The 20,393-nt window shown below is 63.8% G+C and carries 22 protein-coding genes; 8 read left to right on the top strand and 14 right to left on the bottom strand.

Going from position 1 to position 20,393, the window contains the following annotated elements:
* Nucleotides 1–79: 79 nt before the first annotated feature.
* Genes era through folK form a run of 9 tightly spaced genes read right to left on the bottom strand, consistent with a single transcriptional unit; the run spans nt 80 to nt 7,053 of the window.
* On the bottom strand, nt 80–1,024 hold the full coding sequence (era, locus tag FCS99_RS00925; RefSeq protein ID WP_138509609.1) for a GTPase Era: 945 nt from the start codon (nt 1,022–1,024) through the stop codon (nt 80–82).
* Nucleotides 1,017–1,703 (bottom strand): ribonuclease III, encoded by a 687-nt coding sequence (gene rnc / locus FCS99_RS00920; RefSeq protein ID WP_138509607.1) that lies wholly within the window; start codon nt 1,701–1,703, stop codon nt 1,017–1,019. Before rnc ends, era begins: the two co-directional genes overlap by 8 nt.
* Complete coding sequence (acpS, locus tag FCS99_RS00915) at nt 1,696–2,124, bottom strand: holo-ACP synthase (RefSeq protein ID WP_138509605.1); 429 nt, start codon at nt 2,122–2,124, stop codon at nt 1,696–1,698. The genes rnc and acpS overlap by 8 nt, the downstream gene beginning before the upstream one ends.
* Nucleotides 2,121–2,492, bottom strand: a complete 372-nt coding sequence (locus FCS99_RS00910) for a hypothetical protein (RefSeq protein WP_138509603.1) — start codon at nt 2,490–2,492, stop codon at nt 2,121–2,123. Before FCS99_RS00910 ends, acpS begins: the two co-directional genes overlap by 4 nt.
* Nucleotides 2,492–3,256: a pyridoxine 5'-phosphate synthase gene (locus FCS99_RS00905; protein ID WP_138509601.1), complete on the bottom strand. Its 765-nt coding sequence runs from the start codon at nt 3,254–3,256 to the stop codon at nt 2,492–2,494. Before FCS99_RS00905 ends, FCS99_RS00910 begins: the two co-directional genes overlap by 1 nt.
* Entirely contained in the window at nt 3,253–3,837 is a 585-nt protein-coding gene (gene pyrE / locus FCS99_RS00900) for an orotate phosphoribosyltransferase (RefSeq protein ID WP_138509599.1), read from the bottom strand. The genes FCS99_RS00905 and pyrE overlap by 4 nt, the downstream gene beginning before the upstream one ends.
* Nucleotides 3,838–6,069, bottom strand: coding sequence for a RelA/SpoT family protein (locus FCS99_RS00895; protein ID WP_138509597.1), 2,232 nt, complete (start codon nt 6,067–6,069; stop codon nt 3,838–3,840).
* A gap of 6 nt (nt 6,070–6,075) precedes the next feature.
* A complete protein-coding gene (gene rpoZ / locus FCS99_RS00890) occupies nt 6,076–6,447 on the bottom strand; it encodes a DNA-directed RNA polymerase subunit omega (protein ID WP_138509595.1) in 372 nt (123 codons plus the stop codon).
* 45 nt (nt 6,448–6,492) lie between these two features.
* A complete protein-coding gene (gene folK / locus FCS99_RS00885) occupies nt 6,493–7,053 on the bottom strand; it encodes a 2-amino-4-hydroxy-6-hydroxymethyldihydropteridine diphosphokinase (protein ID WP_138509593.1) in 561 nt (186 codons plus the stop codon).
* A 33-nt stretch (nt 7,054–7,086) separates the two neighbouring features.
* Between folK and FCS99_RS00880 the strand changes: the two genes are divergently transcribed.
* Nucleotides 7,087–7,626 carry a LabA-like NYN domain-containing protein gene (locus tag FCS99_RS00880; RefSeq protein ID WP_138509591.1) on the top strand — a complete coding sequence of 180 codons (540 nt, stop codon included), beginning with the start codon at nt 7,087–7,089 and terminating at the stop codon, nt 7,624–7,626.
* 8 nt (nt 7,627–7,634) lie between these two features.
* Nucleotides 7,635–8,297 (top strand): uracil-DNA glycosylase, encoded by a 663-nt coding sequence (locus tag FCS99_RS00875; RefSeq protein ID WP_138509589.1) that lies wholly within the window; start codon nt 7,635–7,637, stop codon nt 8,295–8,297.
* A gap of 135 nt (nt 8,298–8,432) precedes the next feature.
* Here FCS99_RS00875 and FCS99_RS16365 read toward each other — a convergent pair whose 3' ends face one another.
* Entirely contained in the window at nt 8,433–8,642 is a 210-nt protein-coding gene (locus tag FCS99_RS16365; RefSeq protein WP_138509587.1) for a glutathione S-transferase, read from the bottom strand.
* Nucleotides 8,643–8,709: 67 nt separating this feature from the next.
* Between FCS99_RS16365 and FCS99_RS00865 the strand changes: the two genes are divergently transcribed.
* Nucleotides 8,710–9,735 (top strand): GlxA family transcriptional regulator, encoded by a 1,026-nt coding sequence (locus FCS99_RS00865; protein ID WP_138509585.1) that lies wholly within the window; start codon nt 8,710–8,712, stop codon nt 9,733–9,735.
* Here FCS99_RS00865 and smpB read toward each other — a convergent pair whose 3' ends face one another.
* On the bottom strand, nt 9,736–10,206 hold the full coding sequence (gene smpB / locus FCS99_RS00860) for an SsrA-binding protein SmpB (RefSeq protein ID WP_138509583.1): 471 nt from the start codon (nt 10,204–10,206) through the stop codon (nt 9,736–9,738).
* A gap of 6 nt (nt 10,207–10,212) precedes the next feature.
* On the bottom strand, nt 10,213–11,100 hold the full coding sequence (gene dapA, locus FCS99_RS00855; protein ID WP_138509581.1) for a 4-hydroxy-tetrahydrodipicolinate synthase: 888 nt from the start codon (nt 11,098–11,100) through the stop codon (nt 10,213–10,215).
* Nucleotides 11,101–11,245: 145 nt separating this feature from the next.
* Here dapA and FCS99_RS00850 point away from each other — a divergent pair, with 145 nt between their 5' ends.
* On the top strand, nt 11,246–13,306 hold the full coding sequence (locus FCS99_RS00850; protein WP_138509579.1) for a lytic transglycosylase domain-containing protein: 2,061 nt from the start codon (nt 11,246–11,248) through the stop codon (nt 13,304–13,306).
* 3 nt (nt 13,307–13,309) lie between these two features.
* Here the strand turns inward: FCS99_RS00850 and FCS99_RS00845 are convergent, their stop codons facing one another.
* Nucleotides 13,310–14,302 (bottom strand): threonine ammonia-lyase, encoded by a 993-nt coding sequence (locus FCS99_RS00845; protein WP_138509577.1) that lies wholly within the window; start codon nt 14,300–14,302, stop codon nt 13,310–13,312.
* Nucleotides 14,303–14,483: 181 nt separating this feature from the next.
* Between FCS99_RS00845 and FCS99_RS00840 the strand changes: the two genes are divergently transcribed.
* Nucleotides 14,484–16,127 (top strand): long-chain-fatty-acid--CoA ligase, encoded by a 1,644-nt coding sequence (locus FCS99_RS00840; protein WP_138509575.1) that lies wholly within the window; start codon nt 14,484–14,486, stop codon nt 16,125–16,127.
* A gap of 63 nt (nt 16,128–16,190) precedes the next feature.
* On the opposite strand, the gene FCS99_RS00835 is transcribed toward FCS99_RS00840, so the two are convergent.
* Nucleotides 16,191–16,958, bottom strand: coding sequence for an SDR family NAD(P)-dependent oxidoreductase (locus tag FCS99_RS00835; RefSeq protein ID WP_138509573.1), 768 nt, complete (start codon nt 16,956–16,958; stop codon nt 16,191–16,193).
* Nucleotides 16,959–17,113: 155 nt separating this feature from the next.
* Here FCS99_RS00835 and FCS99_RS00830 point away from each other — a divergent pair, with 155 nt between their 5' ends.
* From FCS99_RS00830 to FCS99_RS00820, 3 genes are all read left to right on the top strand, one after another.
* Nucleotides 17,114–17,998 (top strand): AraC family transcriptional regulator, encoded by an 885-nt coding sequence (locus FCS99_RS00830; protein WP_171036191.1) that lies wholly within the window; start codon nt 17,114–17,116, stop codon nt 17,996–17,998.
* A 129-nt stretch (nt 17,999–18,127) separates the two neighbouring features.
* Nucleotides 18,128–18,322, top strand: a complete 195-nt coding sequence (locus FCS99_RS00825; RefSeq protein ID WP_233352611.1) for a superinfection immunity protein — start codon at nt 18,128–18,130, stop codon at nt 18,320–18,322.
* A 332-nt stretch (nt 18,323–18,654) separates the two neighbouring features.
* The gene (locus FCS99_RS00820; protein WP_233352610.1) at nt 18,655–20,388 is read left to right on the top strand and encodes an alpha/beta hydrolase family protein; all 1,734 of its coding nucleotides are present in this window, start codon (nt 18,655–18,657) and stop codon (nt 20,386–20,388) included.
* Nucleotides 20,389–20,393 lie beyond the last annotated feature (5 nt).

Here is a 20,393-nt window from a genome sequence, read left to right as displayed (position 1 = left end):
ATGGTCGTCCTTCTCCCTTGGGGAGAAGGTGGCCTGAAAGGCCGGATGAGGGGGAAATCCCGGTGTCCGGGATCAGCCTTCAATCCGCATCAAAGTCCAGGCCGACATCCTTGTAGTGCGAGCGGCGCGCCATCCACTTCGCGTCGACTTTCACATTGAGGAAGAGATGGACCTTGCAGCCCAGCACGGCTTCCATCTCCTTGCGGGCCGCCTCGCCGATGGATTTGACGGCGGAACCGCCCTTGCCCAGCACGATCGGTTTTTGCGTGTCGCGTTCCACGATGATGGATTGCTCCACGCGCAGCGAGCCGTCGCGCAGCTTCTTCCAGACCTCGGTCTCGACCATGGAGGAGTAGGGCAATTCCTCGTGCAGGCGCAGATAGACCTTCTCGCGCGTGATCTCGGCCGCCAGGATGCGCGAGGGCAGATCGGCGACCTGGTCTTCGGGATAGTGCCAGACACCTTCCGGCATCTGTTCGGCGAGGAAGCTCTTGAGCTGTTTAACGCCCGAACCGGTCTTGGCGGAAATCATGAAGACATCGGAATAGACGCCGGTTTCGAACAGGGCCTGGGACATGGCCAGAAGCTTGTCGCGGGAGATCAGGTCGACCTTGTTGAGCGCCAGAATCGCCTTGCGGCCGGCCTTTTCCAGGCCCGCTGTGACTCGGTTGTCATCGTCCACCATGAGCCGGTCGCCACTCTTGGGCGTGCCGTCTTCCAGGCGCGAACGCGCGCCGGCATCGATGACATGGATCACCGCATCCGCATCCTCGGCCCCGGCCCACGCAGCGGCGACCATGGACTTGTCCAGGCGGCGCTTGGGCGCGAACACGCCGGGCGTGTCGACGAGGATGATCTGGCTGCCCCCCTCCAACGCCACACCGCGCACGGCAAAGCGCGTGGTCTGGACCTTGTGGGTGACGATGGAGACTTTCTCGCCGACCAGCGCATTGGTCAGGGTGGATTTGCCGGCATTGGGCGAACCGAGAATGGCGGCGAAACCGCACCGGGTTTGATCAGACATGCTGTCCTTCACGTTTCAAAAGCGTCGTGGCGGCGTGGCGTTCGGCCGCCTGTTTGGAACCGCCCTCGCCCACCGCCGGATCGAGCGGAGCGACGAAGACTTCCACCGTGAACACCGGACGATGGTCCGGGCCGGAGCGTTCCGTCAGAGTATAGCGCGGCGCGGCATGGCCGACACGGGCCGCCCATTCCTGCAGCGCGGATTTGGGATCCTTGGGCTTGGCTTTCAGGGCCTCGATCTTCGGCCCCCAAAAGCGGTCATAGAAGGCCTGCACCGCCGGCCGCCCGCCATCCAGATAGATCGCCGCGATCAGCGCCTCACAGGCATCGCCCAGGATGGAGGTCTTGTCACGACCGCCGCCCTTGTCTTCGGACCGGCCCATTTTCAGCGCCTCGCCCAGGCCGATCTCCCGTGAGACATCGGCGCAGGTTTCCTTGCGCACCAGCGAGTTGAGCCGCGGCGCCAGAGCGCCCTCATCGGCCTTGTCGAAGAGTTTGAACAGGGCTTCCGCCGTCATCAGGCCCAGCACACGGTCTCCGAGGAATTCCAAGCGTTCGTAGGAGCGCACACCCTTGCGGCCATCGCCATAGCTGGCATGGGTCAGGGCGCGGTCGAACAGGTCGCGATCCTGGAAGGTGTAGCCGATACGCTGTTCCAGCCGCGCTTTCTCGTCAGCCATGCGCCATTCCGTCCAGATGATGGCCCAGCGGATGGACCTCGATCACCACAAAGGCCTGGGCGTAAGGATGGTCATCCGTGATCGTGATATGGGTGAAGGCCTGATAGCCGGACGGCGTCATCGCCTGCAGGCGTTCCAGCGCCCGGCCCCGGAATTCCAGGGTCGGCTTGCCGCCGGGCAGGTTCACCACGCCGATCTCCTTCCAGGACACGCCGCGCGCAATCCCGGTACCCAGCGCCTTGGCGCCGGCCTCCTTGGCCGCAAACCGTTTGGCATAGCTCGCCGCCCGCATCCGCCGCTTGTCGGACTTGGCCTGTTCGATCTCGGTGAAGACACGCTGCACAAAGCGGTCGCCGAAACGCTCGAGCGATTTCTCGATACGCCGGATATCCATCAGGTCGGAACCGAGGCCGATGATCATGGGATGGCCTCCGCTTCGTAGTCATCGCGATAGAAGATCAAACTGACGAAGCCCATGAAGCTCATATAAGCTGGAGCCCACCAGACGTAGGCGTTCAGACCAAAAAGCATGGCGACTGCGAGTGCATCCGCAGCGAAAAAGACAATCGACCATAGCATGCCCAGCCTTGGTCGTTTGCTGGCCAGCCACCCCCAGGAAAAAACGAACACCAGGTTCACGATCCCCAGTGTCTGAATAAGGACTTCGCCGGTCTGCGCACCAACAACGATGCCAATGATCGCCACGATCGACCACAAGACGGTTCCCGCCTTGTACAGCATGTAGCCCCGCCTTTGCCGCTCCCGGAAACTCGGAAAAAGCCAGCTCATCACCCGCGCTCCGCCCGCGCCTCAAGGATCAATCCGCGCATCGTCTCCACGCTTTCGCGCAGGCCGCGGAAGATCGCTTCACCGATCAGGAAATGGCCGATATTGAGCTCGGCAATCTCGGCGATAGCGGCGATGGGTTTGACGGTGTCATAGGTCAGGCCATGGCCGGCATGGACTTCCAGACCGCGCTCATGGGCGATCTTCGAAGCCTCGATCATGCGCTCCAGCAGGCGTTGCTGTTTGGCGGCATCGCATTCCAGCGCGGCTTCGCAATAGGCGCCCGTATGCAGTTCCACCACGGCGGCGCCCATGGCCTCAGCGACGGCAATCTGGACCGGGTCCGGCTCAATGAAGAGCGAGACGCGGATCCCGGCTTCGCCCAGTTGGCGGACATAGGGCGCGATGTGGTTGTGGCCGGCGGCCACATCCAGACCGCCCTCGGTGGTGCGTTCCTCGCGTTTTTCCGGCACCAGGCAGACCGCATGCGGCTTGTGGCGAAGGGCGATCTCCAGCATTTCCGGCGTCGCGGCCATTTCCAGGTTCAGCGGCAGGTCGATCTCGGCCATCAGCCGGTCGATATCACTGTCCGTGATATGGCGACGGTCTTCACGCAGATGCGCCGTGATCCCGTCCGCCCCGCTCTCGGAGGCCTGGCGCGCTGCGCGCACGGGATCGGGATGCGCACCCCCGCGCGCATTCCGGATCGTCGCCACATGGTCGATATTGACCCCGAGACGGACCGTGGACGGCAGATCCCGGCTCATGCGAGGCCGCGGCTGCCCGGCTTGATGGCCGGAATCGCCTCCAGTTCCGGCGGCAGATTGTCTGCTTCATAGGCCGGAACCTTGTATTCGGTCAGCGCGATCAGCGGCACACCGACATCGGCTTCCCCGCCGGAGCGGTCCACCAGGCAGGCCTCGGCGATCACCGTGGCGCCGGTGGCGTTGATCGCCTCGATGCACTCGCGCGAGCTCAGGCCCGTGGTCACGATGTCCTCGACGACGAGGACCTTGTCGTCCTTGGACAGCTCGAAGCCGCGACGCAGCGTGAACTCGCCGCCCTCGCGCTCGACATAGAGGGCTTTCAGCCCCATCTGGCGCGCGGTCTCATAGCCCGGAACGATCCCGCCCACGGCCGGCGAGACGATCACGGTCGGCGTCTCCTTGAGTTCCGCCGTCACCTTGTCGGCCAGCGCCTTGCACAGCCGGGCCGTGGTTTCCGGGTCGGCGAAGACCTTGGCCTTCTGCAGGAAGACCGGGCTGCGCAGGCCGGAGGACAGGATGAAATGGCCCTCCAAAAGGGCGCCGGCGGCCTTGAACTCGGCCAGAACTTCGTCACGGGTCATTTATTCTTCGCTCTCTTCGTGGTCCGCCCGTTTGCGTTCGGCCGAAACGACCGACGGGCACATGCGCAAGGCGGCCAGGATATTGGCCAGATGGCGCGTATCCATCACCTCGACATCAAACTCCATGTCGAAGAAGTCCGTGGCCCGATTCTTGGTGCGCACGCTGGCAATATTGCCGCGGTTCTCGCTCACCGTCTTGGCAATCTCGGCCAGGACGCCACGACCATTGTGCAGCACGGCGACGATACGGGCGATGGAGACGGCATTCGCCTCGGCCTCGGCCGTCCAGGCCAGGTCGAGCCATTTGTCCATCTCGTCTTCTTCATGCTCGGCAAGGACATTGCAGTCGATCGTGTGCACCTCAATGCCCTTCTCCGGCATCAGGAGACCCACGATCCGGTCGCCCGGCAGGGGCGAGCAGCAATTGGCAAAATGCAGGGTCACACCCGGCGTCAGCCCCCGGCCGCGCACGAAGAGGCGTGCCTTTTCGTCCTCGATCAGTTCACGATCGGACACATCCGCGCCGCGTTCGTCGAGCCGGCCCGGGAAGGCGGCATTGAGCAGATCACCGGTGGATATCCGGCCCCGGCCCAGCGCCTCATACACGTCGTCCATCTCCTTCATGTCGAGCCGGGCCCGCGCATCGGCGAGGTCCTGCTCGATCAGGGCATGGCCCTCCCGGCGGAAGGCGTGCTCGGTCATGATACGGCCGATGCGCTGGAATTCGTCGCGCTCGCTCTCGCGGATCAGGCGGCGGATGGCGGCGCGGGCGCGGCCGGTAATGGCCAGGTTTTCCCAGCCCTGCGGCGGCTGGCGCAGCCCGCCCTTCACGATCTGGACGACATCGCCATTGCGCAATTGCGTGCGCAGCGGACGCTCGCGGCCATTGATCTTGGCGGCCACCGTGGTGTGGCCCAGCTCGGTATGCACCGCATAGGCAAAGTCCAGCGGCGTCGCGCCGGACGGCAGGGAGATGAGATCGCCCTTGGGTGTGAAGCAATAGACCTGGTCGGCGAACATTTCGAGCTTGGCATGCTCGAGGAATTCGTCCGGGTCGCCCCCCTGGTTCAGGATTTCCACGAAGGGCCGCAAGCGTTCCAGCGGATCACCACCGGCCGCCTGGGCTGCATCCGGGTCGTAGGCATAGTTGGAGTTCTTGTAGCGCCAGTGCGCGGCCACGCCGCTCTCGGCCACCGCTTCCATCTCTTCGGTGCGGATTTGCAGCTCGACCCGCACATTGTGCGGCCCGATCACCGTGGTGTGCAGGGAGCGGTAATTGTTCGGTTTGGGCAGGGAGATGAAATCCCGGAAGCGTTCCGGCATGCAGCGCCAAGCCTGGTGGATCACGCCAAGCGCCCGATAGCACTCATCCGGCGTGGCGACGATCAGGCGGAAGGCATAGATGTCGGCGATTTCCTCGAAGGTCAGCCCCTTGCGCTCCAGCTTGCGCCAGATCGAATAGGGCCGCTTCTCGCGACCGAAAATCCGCGCTTCGATGCCGGCGCTTTCCAGATGATCGATCAGCGTGGCCGAGACATCGGCGACTTCATCACTGTGCTCTTCGCGCAGAAGCTTGAGCCGCTTGTTGATCGATTCATGGGCGGCCGGATTGATGTGTTCGAAGGCCAGGTCTTCCAGCTCGACACAGACCCGGTTGATCCCGATCCGGCGGGCCAGCGGGGCGTAGATGTCCAGCGTCTCGCGGGCGATCCGTTCGCGCTTGTCCTGGCGCGAGATGGCATCCAGCGTGCGCATATTGTGCAGCCGGTCGCACAATTTCACGATCAGGACGCGGACATCCGCGGAAATCGCAACGACCAGTTTCTGGAGATTCTCGGCCTGTTTGGTCCGTTTGGAGCGCAGCTCCATCTGGCCCAGCTTGGTGACGCCATCGACCAGGCTGGCCGTTTCCTCGCCGAACTCGCGGACAATGTCCTCATGCGTGGCCGGCGTGTCCTCCACTGTGTCATGGAGCAGGCCGGTGCACACCGTCGCCACATCCATGCGCAGATCCGCCAGGATCATGGCGACAGCGGCGACATGGGCGAAATAGGGTTCGCCGGAGGCCCGGCGCTGCGGCCGGTGGGCCTCTTCGGCAAAATCATAGGCCCGACGCACGAAATCGGCATCGACCTTCGGAAAATACCGATGGATACGGTCGACCAGCTCGTCCGCGCTGGGAATGGCGGGCGGCGGCGAGGCCAGATCGGGTGACGTCGCGCCGAGGGTCACGGCAGTTTAAAGACGGCCGTCGGGCGCGCCATCCCTGTCGTTCTGAAGCGCCTTGAGCATTTCCGCCTCGTCCATCTCGACGGGCGGGGCCGGCAGGGCGTCGAGCTCCTGAGCCGTGTCCTGCTTCGTTGCCTCTTCCTCGTCCTCGCTCGGCAGCACGCGCTGCAGGCCGTGGACCAGGCTTTCCTTCAGGCTGTCCATGTCCAGGGTTTCGTCTGCAATCTCGCGCAGGGCAACCACCGGATTCTTGTCATTGTCCCGGTCAATCGTCAGCGCCGAACCCGCAGAAATATTGCGAGCGCGATGCGCCGCCATCAGGACGAGGCGGAAACGATTGGGGATTTTTTCGATACAATCTTCGACGGTGACGCGAGCCATGCGCGCGATCTCCTTGAAACAGCGCTGGTGTTGGAACCGCGCTAACTACCCTTCCCGACCTGCAAAGGCAAGGCTTTCGGGTGACACGGGACCAAGAGTTTGCAGCTTGGACATGGCGTCGCAATCCGCCTTCGGCAAGTCCGCGATCAAATCCGTGATCGACCGCCCCGTGTCCGGCGCCCGCCAATCCGGCGCGATTTCCTGCAGGGGCAGAAGGACAAAGGCCCGCTGACAGGCCCGCGGATGCGGGATTTCCAGCCCATTCTCTTCGTGCAGGCACTGGCCGGCATGGTCGATCAGATCCAGATCCAGCGGCCGCGGCGCGTTCAGCACGCTGCGCTCGCGTCCGAAGCGGGCCTCGATGGCGTGCAAACAGTCCAGGACGTCGCGTGGCGCAAGCGCGGTCGCGATCTGCGCCACCGCGTTCACATAGGGCGGATCGGACGGGTCCGGCCAGGCCGGGCTGGACCAGGCGGAGGACGCGGACAGCACGGTCAGACCCGCCGCATTCAGAGCGCCCAGAGCGGCCTCGACCGTCTCCAGCGGAGTGCGTCCGCCGGATGGAAGATTGGCGCCGAGCGCGATATATATGGCCGCATCATTCATGTTCAGACCGACATATTTCGAGGATAGATCATCATGGCGTTTTACCCGGACGAGCGCATCGGGCTCTTCATCGATGGGGCCAACCTGTTTTCCACCACGAAGGCTCTCGATTTCGATATCGATTTCAAACGCCTTCTCGAGGAATTCCGCAAGCGTGGCAAGCTGATCCGCGCGAACTACTACACGGCCCTGCTGGAACAGGAAGACTACAACCCGCTTCGGCCCCTGGTGGACTGGCTGGACTATAACGGTTTCTCGGTGATCACGAAGCCCGCCAAGGAATACACCGATGAGAACGGCCGCCGCCGCATCAAGGGCGACATGGATATCGAACTCGCCGTCGACATGATGGAAGCGGCCGCCTACCTGGATCATGTCATCCTGTTTTCCGGCGATGGCGATTTCCGCCGGGCGGTACAGGCCGCCCAGGGCAAGGGGGCTCGGGTCAGTGTCGTGTCTTCCCTGAAAACCCAGCCGTCCATGATTTCCGATGATCTGCGCCGGGTGGCCGACACCTTCATCGAGCTGGCCGATCTGGAGACCATGATCGGTCGCGCCGGCGGGTCGAACTGAGCCGCACCATGGCTGTCGCAAAAACCCATCCGGCGGAAGCCCCGCTGGACTGCCCGCTTTGCCCGCGCCTGGTCGCCTTCCGCGAGGCCATCGCCGTGGATCATCCCGACTGGCACAACGCGCCTGTCGAGAGCTTCGGCCCGGACAATGCGCGTCTCCTGGTCATCGGTCTGGCGCCCGGCCTGCGCGGCGCCAACCGCACCGGCCGCCCCTTCACCGGCGACTGGGCCGGCGATCTCCTCTACGCGACCATGGGCAAGTTCGGCTTCACGCGTGGCACCTATGCCAGCCATGCCGGAGACGGCCTGGAACTCGTCGATGCCATGATCACCAATGCCGTGCGTTGCGTGCCGCCGGAGAACAAGCCGGTGGGAGCCGAGGCCAATGCCTGCCGGCCCTTCCTCACCAGCCGCATCGCCGCCCTGCCCCGTCTGGAAGCCGTGCTCTGCCTGGGCAAAATCTCCCACGACAACACGCTCCGGGCGCTCGGCCTGCGCGTGAAGGATGCGACCTTCGGACATGGGGCGCAGGCAGAATTGGCGGGGCCGAACGGAAAGATCCGGCTCTTCGACAGCTATCACTGCTCCCGCTACAACACGAATACCGGGCGCCTGACCGAGGCCATGTTCGACGCGGTCTTTTCCGATATCCGGGATTTCCTGGACCGCTGAAACCGGGTCGGAATCGTATTAACCATGGCAGAAAAAGTGGGGCCTGCCCACGCCTGCCCCGCTTGGAGCCTTCATGCCAAGCCGCATGAAACAAGGTTAATGCAGCCACCCGTTAAATTCTCCACACCTGGCAGATCAGAGGCTCTCCGGATATTCGGCCATCGTGGTTTCACCATCAATGAGCCGGTCAAAACACGCCAGGGCACGCTCGAATTTGTCGCGGCATCCCGGATTGCAGAATCCGACCACATGACCGCGATAGCGGGTCAGACTGTCCGCCCGAACGGGGTTTCCTGACCACGGACAGCTTGCATTTTTTGATACATGGCTCTCTAGTGCGCTCATCACGAATTAACCTTTTTGAAACACCAACCCTTTGCTAGGACAGGCTTCGGCTGGCATAAATGACATAATGTCTACTTTTTCTGCCAAACCTGCCGCGCCCACGCGCCACGTCGCTTTCCTGATTTTCGACGGGGTGAAACTGCTCGACGTGACGGGACCGCTGCAGGTGTTTGCCGACGCCAATGAGATCCTGGGCTGGCCGGCCTACTCGACCACCCTCGCCTCGCTCTATGGCGGGCCGGTCACGACCGATACCGGCGTCCTGCTCAACACCCGCCGTCTGGCCGGGGTCGGCCTGGACACGTCGGACACGCTGATCGTCTGCGGCGGTCAGGGCGTGGATGCCGCCTGCCGGGATTTGCGCCTTGTCGCATCCCTTCAGAAGGCCTCGGAAAAATGCGGGCGCCTGGCCTCGGTCTGCACCGGGGCCTTCCTGCTCGGTGCGGCCGGCTTTCTCGACGGCCGCACGTGCGTCACCCACTGGAAACAATGCGATCGCCTGGCCCGGACCTGTCCGAACACCCAGGTGGATCCGGACCCCATCTTCATCGAGGAAGACGGGGTTTGGACCTCGGCCGGTGTCACGGCTGGGGTGGATATGGCCCTTGCCATGGTGGAGGCGGATTTCAACCGCGAGGTCGCGCTGGAACTGGCCCGCAGCCTTCTGGTCTATGTGAAACGGCCCGGCGGCCAGTCGCAATTCTCCGAAGCGCTCAAGCAGCAGACCCAGTCCAGCTCGGGCCGCTTCGATGCCCTGCACATGTGGATGCGGGACAATCTGACCGCCAATCTGCGCGTGGATGCGCTGGCGGAGCGCTGCGGGATGAGCCCCCGCAATTTCGCCCGTCTCTATACCGACGAGACCGGCAAGACCCCGGCCCGCGCCGTGGAACATATGCGGGTGGAGGCTGCCCGGGCCATGCTGGAAAACCCCGCCGTCAGCATCAAGACGATCGCGGTGCGGACCGGGTTCGGCAATGACGAACGCATGCGGCGCTCTTTCGCCCGGCAGCTGGGCATCACGCCCCAAGCGTACCGGGACCGGTTTGCCGTCGATGTGGCGGACAGTTTGCGCGAGGACCTGCCGGCCTGATCAGCCATAATTCTTCATCAGGCGGGCCTTCTGCTTGTCCCAGTCGCGCTTCTTGATCGTCTCGCGCTTGTCGACCGTCTTCTTGCCCTTGGCCAGGCCGATCTGGATCTTGGCCAGGCCCCGCCCGTTGAAATAGAGCTTCAGCGGAATGATGGTCCGGCCATCCCGGGTGGCCGCACCGGTCAGCTTTTCGATCTCCTTGCGCTTGAGCAGGAGTTTGCGGTGGCGGCGGGGCTCGTGATTGAAACGGTTGGCGGGCGCATAGGTCGGGATGTCGGCATTGATCAGCCAGATCTCGTCGCGTTCCGGTGAGACATAGCTCTCCGCAATATTGGCGCGGCCTTCGCGCAGGGATTTGACCTCCGAGCCCCGCAGCATCAGGCCGGCCTCGAAGGTTTCCTCGATCTCGTAATCGAACCGGGCCCGCTTGTTGACGGCAACGGTCCCGGTTTCCGTCTTCGGCTTGCTCATCGCGTCCTACGCTTTCGCGCTCTCCAGCAGGCCTGCATGGACCATGGCATAGCGAACGGCCTTCTTCGACGCTTCGTCCGGTTCGGTCAGCGGCAGGCGGAGCTCGGTATTGCCGGCCCCCAGCAGCGACATGGCGTATTTGGTCGGCCCCGGGCTGGACGAGGTGAACAGTGCATGGTGCAGCGGCATCAGACGGTCATTGAGCTGACGCGCTGTTTCCCAGTCGCCGCGCAGGGTCGCCTCCTGGAATTGCGCGCACAATTCCGGTGCCACATTCGAGGTCACCGAGATCGCCCCGACACCGCCCGTCGCGTTGAAGCCGAGCGCAGACGGATCATCACCGGACAGCTGGATGAAATCCGTATCGATCAGGCGGCGATGGGCGCTGACCCGGGCCATGTCGCCGGTCGCATCCTTGATGCCGACAACCCGTTCGAGTGTCGCAATTCGGGCCACCGTATCGGCCGACATGTCGACCACGGTCCGTCCCGGGACATTATAGGCCACGATCGGCAGGTCGACGGCATCGTGAACCGCCTTGAAGTGCTGATACAGACCTTCCGCATTGGGCTTGTTGTAATAGGGCGCGACCACGAGGCCGGCATCGGCGCCCAGCGCCTTGGCCCGGGTCTGGTTCTCAATGGCAACCGCCGTATTATTGGAGCCCGTGCCGGCAATCACGGGCACCCGCCCCGCGGCCGCTTCGATCACTACCGCGACCACGCGCATGTGTTCCTCGAAGGTCAGCGTGGCATTTTCACCCGTCGTGCCGCACGGAACCAGGCCATGCGTGCCGGCCGCGATCTGGCGTTCGGCCAGCGCTGCTGTTGCCTCTTCGTCAACGGCCCCGTTCTTGAACGGTGTGACCAAGGCAGTGATGGACCCTTTGAACATGTTTCAATCCCGGATACGGCAAAATCAGCGCGCGACCATATCGATGGCGGCGGACTCGGCCAAGTCTCATTGTCAAGTCTGGACAGTGGGGTCTGAATGGGACGAATATAAGGGGCCCACTCGATCAGAAAGTGTCCTTGCGTCAATGATCGCACGTTGTCTCAGCCTGCTGGCTCTGCTGGCTATCACCCTGCCCGCTTTCGCGCAGGTCCCGACCCCGCGCCAACGTCCGGAACCGGTGAATTTCTCGCAATACCTGTCCGACGCCGATTTCCAGCGTTTCCGGCGCGGCCTGGACGCGGCCGATGACGAGGAATGGGACCGGGTCCGTGATATCCGTCTGGAACTGACCGACACTTCGGCCCGCAACATCCTGCTCTGGCGCATTGCGCTGGGTGATCCGCGCGCCACCTTCCTGGAACTCGATCTCGCCCTGAGCGAGCTGGACAACTGGCCGCGCGACAGCTTCATCCGCTCCGAGGCGGAGTCCAAGATCAATGATAGCGGACTGACCGCGCCCTTCATCGTCAATTGGTTCGACGTCAACGGCGTCCAGACCGGCCGTGGCCGCGTCAGCTATGCCGAAGCCCTGATCGATGTCGGCCGTGTCGCCGAGGGCGAGCAGATGCTGCGCGACACCTGGCGCGGCGAATTCCTGCCGCTCAGCGTCCAGCGTGACACCTACCGCGCCCATGGCGACTTCTTCACGGAAGAGGATCACATGGCCCGGATCGACTATCTGATCTGGTCCAACCAGCGCACGGCCGCCCGCCGTGTCCTGCCGCTCCTGTCCGGCACCAATCACGACCTGGCCGATGCGCGTCTGCGCCTGGCCGGGCGTCAGAGCGGGGTCGACCGGGCCGTGGACCGGATCCCGGCCTCCATGTCCAATGACCCCGGCCTGGTCTTCGAGCGCGCCCGCTGGCGCCGCCGCTCCGGCCTGCGCGACACGGTCCTGCCACTGCTGCTGCAATTGCCCGACGCCCATGGCGATGTGAATGCGCTGGAATTGATGTGGACCGAGCGCAAGCTGATGATCCTCAACCTGATCCGGGATCAGGACTTCATCACCGCCTATGACCTGGCCCGCGCCCACGGCCTGTCCTCCGGTGCCGATTTCGCCGATGCCGAATTCATGGCCGGCTGGCTGGCCCTGATCCATCTGGACCGGCCGGATGCCGCCCTCGCCCACTTCACCCGCCTGCGCGACAATGTCACCACGCCGGTGTCGCAATCCCGCGGCAGCTATTGGATGGCTCGCGCCAATGACGCCTTGGGCCGCGCCGATACCGCTGCAGCGCTCTATGCCGAAGCCGGGTCGCACTCGACGGCCTATTACGGCCAGCTGGCCCTGACGCAGTTGGATGAAGGCAATCCGATCCTGGCACTGGAACAGGACCCGGAACCGGATGATGCGACACGCGTCCTGTTCGAGAGCCGCCCCCTGGTCCGCGCCATGCGTCTGCTGGCCGAACAGGGCGAGGAATACTATTTCCGCCTCTTCTCCTACCGGCTGGACGACCAGCTGACCGATCCGGCCGAAGCCGTGCTCCTGTCAGAACTGGCCCGCGACTATCTCTTCATGCGTCAGTCGGTCCGCGCCGCCAAGGCCGCCCGCCTGCGCGGGATCATCCTGCCGCAATCGGCCTATCCGACGATCAATCTGCCGTCGGCCAGCGCGGCCGCACTGCGCCCGGAGGAAGCCCTGGTACACTCCGTGATCCGGCAGGAAACCGAGTTCGGCCAGCACGCCGTCTCCGGTGCCGGCGCACGCGGCATGATGCAAATGATGCCGGCCACGGCCCGGTCCACCGCCCGCTCCATCGGCGAACCCTACCGCTTCAACTGGCTGACGGATGATCTGGACTACAATCTGACCCTGGGCATGCACCACCTCGCCGAAGTCGTGGACGAGTTCGACGGATCCTATGTCCTCGCCCTCGCCGCCTATAATGCCGGCGCGCATCGCGCCCGGCGCTGGATCGAGGATTATGGCGACCCGCGCGACCCGGATGTCGATCCGATCGACTGGGTGGAAAGCATTCCCTTCTCGGAAACCCGCAATTACGTCCAACGCGTCCTGGAAAACCTGCAAGTCTACCGCTCGCGCCTGAATGCGGATGCGGAAGTCCCGCTGGAGATCGAAACCGACCTGCAGCGCGGGACCGGCCCGGTGATCATTCTGGCGGATGATGAGGGTAATTGAGCGCTAGAGCCGCTCCAGCGCCCGGCTGAAAATCTCGCGATCCACATTGCCGCCCGTGACCAGGACGCACACCGTGCGGCCTTCGACCGGGATTTGACCGGTGAGGACCGCGGCTAGCGCCGCCACACCGCCGGGTTCGACCACGATCTTGAGATGCCGCCAGGCGAAGGCCATCGCGTCCAGCGCATCTTCGTCCGTGATCGCCGCGCCGCCGGTCAGTTGGGTTGAATTCAGCGCCCAGGTCATCTCACCCGGCGTCGGGGTGATGATGGCGTCACAGATCGAGCCGGTCAGACGTTCATTCCGCTCCCGGCGGCCACTGGCCAGGGAGCGTTTGTGATCGTCGAAGCCGGCCGGTTCCGCCGACCAGATTTCCGTGCCGGGATGGGCGGCCTGAAAGGCCATGCCGACACCGGCAATCAGTCCGCCACCCCCGGCGCAGCACACCACGGCATCCGCCTTGGCACCGGCTTCGGCCAATTGCCCGACAGCTTCCAGCCCGGCCGTGCCCTGACCGGCGATGATATAGGGGTCTTCATAGGGCGGCACGAGGACCCGGCCTTCTTCCTCGGCCATGGCCCGGCCGATTTCCTCGCGGCTCTGCGTGGCGCGATCATAGCCGACCACTTCCCCGCCCCAGAACTTCACGCCTTCGACCTTGGCGCGCGGTGCATCCAGCGGCATCAGGATCTTGGCGGTCGTGCCATTGAGGCGCGCCGCCGCGGCCACGCCCTGGGCATGATTGCCGGAGGAATAGGCGATGACGCCGCGCCGGCGTTCGTCCTCATTCAGGCAGGAAATCCGGTTGAACGCCCCGCGGAATTTGAACGAGCCCGTCCGCTGCAGGCATTCCGCCTTGATGAAGACCCGTCCGCCCAGCCGTTCATCGAGCACATCACTGCGCAAAAGCGGGGTTTTGACAGCCTGGCCCTTGAGGCGCTCCGCCGCCCTGTCAATATCACGAGGGGTCGGAAGCGTGAGCCGGGGCTGATTCATGGGCGATTGGTCTTTCAGTCTGGAGACGGATCCGGCGTGTCCGAATCCATCGGCGGGCGCCGTCCATAACGCTTATGCAATACAGCGGGATTGAGCAAAGGGATTGCGCTGCCGCGAGTTAAGCCCTTTCATGGGCCAAAATACCAAAACGTCGAATGGTCGATCAGATTAGGGGAGAAACATGACCTTGCGCGCACATATGATGGATTGTCCGCTGATGATTTCGGACATCCTTGTCCATGCAGCCAAGTGCCATGGCGATCAGGAAATCGTGTCCCGCCTGCCCGAGAGCGGCGCCATCCACCGCGAAACCTATGCCCAGGCCCACGAGCGCACCAAGCAGCTCGCCAATGCCCTGCAGAAGAAGCTGAAGATCAAGGAAGGCGACCGCGTTGCCACGATCGCCTGGAATTCGCACCGGCATTTCGAGCTCTATTACGGCATTTCCGGTATCGGCGCCGTCGTCCACACGGTGAACCCGCGTCTCGATCCCAAGCAGATCGTCTGGATGCTGGAGCATGCCCAGGCCAAGGCCGTCTTCTTCGACAAGACATTTGCGCCGATCGTCAATGCGATCGCCAAGTCCTGCAAGTCGGTGAAGAACTGGGTGTTGATGACGGACAAGTCGCACGCCGACGCCGTCACCACCAAATGCAAGACCTATGAAGAACTGATCGGCGAACAATCGACCGATTTCGACTGGCCGGTCTTCGACGAACACGCGGCGGCCGGGCTTTGCTACACGTCCGGCACGACGGGGGATCCCAAGGGCGTGCTCTACTCCCACCGTTCCAACGTGCTGCACGCCATGGCCTGCAATGCCTCGGACGTGATCGGGGTCGGCGCCCGCGGCAATCTCATGCCGGTCGTGCCGATGTTCCACGTCAATGCCTGGGGCATTCCCTATGCCGCGCCGATGAGTGGCGCCAAACTGGTCATGCCCGGCGCCCAGATGGACGGGGCCAGCATTCACGAACTGATCGAGGCGGAAGGCGTCAGCTATGTCGCCGGCGTGCCGACGGTCTGGCTCGGCCTGCTCAACTATCTGGAGCAGGAAGGCAAGCGGATCGACACGGTCGAGCGCGTGCTGATCGGCGGCTCCGCCCTGCCGGAAGCCCTGCTCCGCGCCTATGAAGACAAGTATGGCGTCACCATGCAGCAAGGCTGGGGCATGACCGAGATGAGCCCTCTGGGCACGGTCAACGCCCTCCTGCCCAAGCATGAAGGCCTCGATCGCGAAGAGATCATCAAGATCAAGCTGAAACAGGGCCGTCTCGTCTTCGGTGTCGGCATGCGCGTGGTCGATGATGAGGGCAAGGAACTGCCCTGGGACGGCAAATCCTCCGGCCATGTCCAGGTGCGCGGCCCCTGGATTGCCTCCTCCTATTACCGCGGCGCCGGCGCGGAGAGCTTCACCGATGATGGCTGGTTCTCGACCGGCGACGTCGCCCATCTGGACGGCAATGGCTTCATGACCATCACCGACCGCTCCAAGGACGTGATCAAGACCGGTGGCGAGTGGATTTCCTCCATCGATCTGGAAAACGCCGCCATGGGTCATCCCGATGTCGCCATGGCCGCTGCCGTCGGCATGCCGCACCCGAAATGGCAGGAACGCCCGCTCCTCATCGTCCAGGTGCGCGAGGGCGCGGAGAAGAATGCCGAGAGCATTCTGGAATATCTGCGTGGTGAAGTGCCCAAATGGTGGGTGCCGGATGCCGTTGAGTTCATCGACGAAATGCCGATCGGCGCCACCGGCAAGATCCTCAAGACCAAGCTGCGGGAAATCTACAAGGACTATGAATTCCCGAGCGTCGAGGCCTGACGCCGACACGACAGAAAGCACGAAAAAGCCCCGGTCTTCCGACCGGGGCTTTCTTGTTTGCGGCTAGAGGCCCTGCCCGCCGGACACTTCGATCCGTTGCGCGGTCATCCAGCGGGTATCGCCCATCAGGAGGCTCGACAGCGCGCCGCCGATATCATCCGGCTGACCGACACGACCCAGGGCCGTGACTGCCGCAATCTGGGCATTCATTTCGGCATTGTCCCGAACCATGCCGCCGCCGAAATCCGTCTCGATGGCTCCGGGAGCCAGCACATTCACCGTGATGCCGCGCTCGCCCAGTTCCAGGGCGAGATAGCGCGTCAGCACCTCGACCGCGCCCTTCATCGTGGCATAGGCCGCAAAGCCCGGCAGGGTGATACGGGTCAGCCCGGACGAGACATTCACGATCCGGCCGCCATCGATGATCAGCGGCAAGAGCGCCTGGGTCAGGAAGAACACGCCCTTGAGGTGAACATCGACCAGGCTGTCAAACTCGGCCTCGCTCGTCTGCTCGAAACGCTGATAGACGCCCTGCCCGGCATTGTTGACGAGGAAGTCCAGCCGGGACCGTTTCCAGACATCCTGTAAACGCTGGCGGACCCGGGCGGCAAAGTCCGGAAAGTCCGAAACGCGGCCTGTGTCGAGCTGCAGGATCTCCGCTTTCTGGCCGATGGCCTCGATCTCGGCGCGGGTGGCCTCGGCGGCCTCCCGGTTTGAGTGATAGGTCAGGATCACATCGGCGCCCTTGCGGGCCAGCCAGAGTGCCGTGGCCCGGCCGAGGCCGCGGCTGCCGCCGGTGATGAGGGCGATGGGGGTATGGGTATCGGTCATGACAGTCTCCATTCGTGTCGCCTCCCATCTGGGACGGATAGGCCGCCACGACCTGCCCCATCCTCCGTCAAACCTGCCTGATCCTCCGGAAAGTGCCCGCGGGTCGCTTGCCGGTCCGCCTTGCCCGTCCTAGGTGGATGACAGGAGATTCTGCCATGCCCCTGCCCGCTGACAGCCTGCGCGACCTGATCGACTATGCCGACCGCAACAGCTTTGACGACTGGCCGCATGAGACCGTGATTCCGGGCCTCTCCCTGGTCCGCAGCCGCCGCACCACCGAATTTACCTGCGTGCGCTATGAGCCGATCTTCTGCCTTGTTCTCCAGGGCGCCAAGCAGAGCTTCATCGGCGACAAGGCCCTGACCTTCGAGCGCGGCCACGCCCTGATTGTGAGCATCGACCTGCCGACCACCGCACGCGTCGTGGAAGCCTCGCCGCAAGCCCCCTATCTGGCGCTGGCCCTGCAGCTCGATACGCGACTGCTCCGTGAACTGGTCAGCGAACATCCGGAACCGGCTGCAGCAGACCCGTCCGCATCCCGCAGCGGCATGCGGGTCCAGTCGGTGGCCGAGCCCCTGACCGAGGCCATGCTGCGCCTTTTCCGCCTGAACGAAACGCCGCAGGACATCACCGCCCTCGCCCCGCTTCTGGTCCGGGAGATTCATTACCGCCTCTTGCGGGGCCCCGATGGCGAACTCCTGCGCAATCTCGTGCAACCCGACACCCACACCGCGCGTCTCTCCCGCGCGATCAGCCGGATCCGCCGGGACTACACCGCCACGCTCACCGTGCAGGACCTCGCCCGCGAAGCGGGGATGAGCGCGTCCTCCTTCCACGAGCATTTCCGCGCCCTGACCGGCACCAGTCCGCTGCAATTCCAGAAATCCATGCGCCTGCTGGAGGCCCAGCGCCGTCTGCTCGATGGCGAGGGCAGCGTGTCGGCCGTGGCCTTCGCCGTCGGTTATGAAAGCCCGACCCAGTTCTCCCGCGAATACAGCCGCAAATTCGGCCGCCCACCCCGCGCAGACCGTGCGGCTTGAACCGAGCTGACTCCCCGGGGGGACAAATCCCGTTCCATTCCCCCCTGCCTCTGTCTTGTGCCGCTCTGCATCCGCTCATACATTCATATCGAAATTCGATAATACGGAGCAATCGAGATGGAGATCATCATGTTGGGCGGAGTGGAGACGGGAATTGCGGCGCTGGTCGTCTTCTTCCTGCCGGTACTCATCGCGCTGCTGCGCGGACACGACAACACGTTCGCGATCTTCCTGACGAATCTGCTTCTGGGCTGGACCGGTATCGGTTGGATCATTGCCCTGATCTGGTCCTTCACAGCCATCCGCAGACGCGTGCGGGCCTAGGGGTCGCCCCACCCTGACGAGGAACCGGTCCCTGCCTCACTCCCGGTTCTTCATGGCATACGCGTTCCGATCCAAGACACGGTTGGTCGGACAACAAGCGCCCGGATCTCCCTGATCCGGGCGTTCTTTTTGCGTGCCAGCGCGTATTTCAGCCCAATCAATTAGATAAATGACAAAATGACACTTGCTTTCAATTCGATATTTAGCTAATTTTCAATTCATGAACTGATCCGCGCAACCTTTGCGCCTGAACCTGCCATCCTGTCATCCTGACCAGGAGACCGCCCCCAACGGGCGAACGAGACCGGCTGGCCTGAAGACAGGAGACCCAGATGGGAAGAATGCGAAACCTGGCGATTGCGATGACGCAATCCGCCCTCATGCTTTGCCTTGGCCTGACCGCCCCGGCCCTGGCCGATGACCACCTGGCCGGCGACTGGCTGGGCACCCTCTCCACACCCAATGGCGCGCTGCGGCTGATGGTGCATGCCATCGAAACCGGGGATGGCGGGCTGACCGCCACGCTGGAGAGCCTGGACCAGGCCCCCGGCCAGCGCATTCCGATGAGCGAGTTCTTCATCGATGACACCGAAATGCGCTTCGAAATCAGCGCACTCGGCGCCAGCTACCAGGGCGAATGGGACGCCCAAGCCGGTCATTATGATGGCGAATTCACCCAGGGCGCGACGCTGGAACTCGACTTCGCCCGCGCCGAAGCCGCGCCTGTCATCGTGATCGACGGCCTGGACGGCAGCTGGACGGGCCAACTCGACCGCGACGCCATCCAGCTGGAATTCACGCTGAATGTCGAAACCGGGAATGATGGCACATGGGCCAGCCTGGATTCGGTCACCCAGGGCGCCTACGGCATCCCTGTCGCCGGGCTGGAGCGCGAAGGCGATACGATCCGCTTCCGCGTCCCGGCGGCCAATGTCACCTATGAGGGGCAACTGGACGCGGACGGAAGCGTCCTGACCGGCAATTGGCAGCGCCCGGGCTTTGATGATGCTGTTGTGCGCTTTGAGCGCCAATCCATCGAGGTGGCACACCCCAACCGCCCGCAAACGCCGGTCGCGCCCTTTCCCTATCGTGAGATCGACGTGCGGATCGATAATCCGGTTGCCGAGGGTGTCACCCTGGCCGGCACCCTGACCCTGCCGCAGGGCGAAGGCCCCTTCCCGGCGGCCGTCCTGATTTCCGGCTCCGGTCCGCAGGACCGCAATGAAACCGTCTGGACCCACCAGCCCTTCGCCGTCCTGGCCGATCACCTGACCCGCAATGGCATTGCCGTGCTGCGTTATGATGATCGTGGCTATGCTGACTCCACCGGCGATTTCGCGTCATCGACCTCGATGGATTTCGCCAGTGACGCGCAGGCCGTCACCGAATGGCTGCGCACCCAGCCCGCGATCAATGCCAACGCGGTCGGCCTGATCGGCCATTCCGAGGGCGGGCTGATCGCACCGGTGCTCGCCGCGTACAATCGTGAGATCGCCTATATCGTCCTGCTGGCCGGGCCCGGCACGGATGGCCAGGAGATCATCCTCGACCAATCCATCGCCGCCGCCCGCGCCGCGGGCCGCAGCGAGGCGGATCTGGAGCGTTTGCACGGCCTTGTCCTAGAGATCACAGACGCCGCCTGTTCGGCACCGGATGAAGCCGCCGCCCGCACCGCGCTGGACGAGATCCTGACGCCCGAGGTGTTGACCTTCCTGGGCGCCACGCCGGACCAGAAATCCCTCTTCATCGGCCAGAATGTGCGGGCCTGGCAGCGCGCCTTCCTCAACCACGATCCGGCTGAGTATCTGGTCGATGTGGATCAACCCGTCCTGGCGCTCAATGGTTCCCTCGACTTGCAGGTCGTACCGGGCCCGAATCTGGCCGGTCTCGAGACCGGCCTCGCCCACAATGATGATGTCACGCTGATGGAGCTGCCCGGCCTCAACCACATGTTCCAGACCGCCCAAACCGGCACCATCCCGGAATACGCGCAGATCGAGGAGACCTTCAATCCGCAGGCCCTCGCCCTGATCGAAGACTGGATCAATACGCGCTTCGGGCAATAGCAAAC

Origin of the sequence: Maricaulis alexandrii, from assembly GCF_005871165.1 — a bacterium.
Taxonomy (GTDB): domain Bacteria; phylum Pseudomonadota; class Alphaproteobacteria; order Caulobacterales; family Maricaulaceae; genus Maricaulis; species Maricaulis alexandrii.
This window is presented reverse-complemented; position numbering and strand designations above follow the sequence as displayed.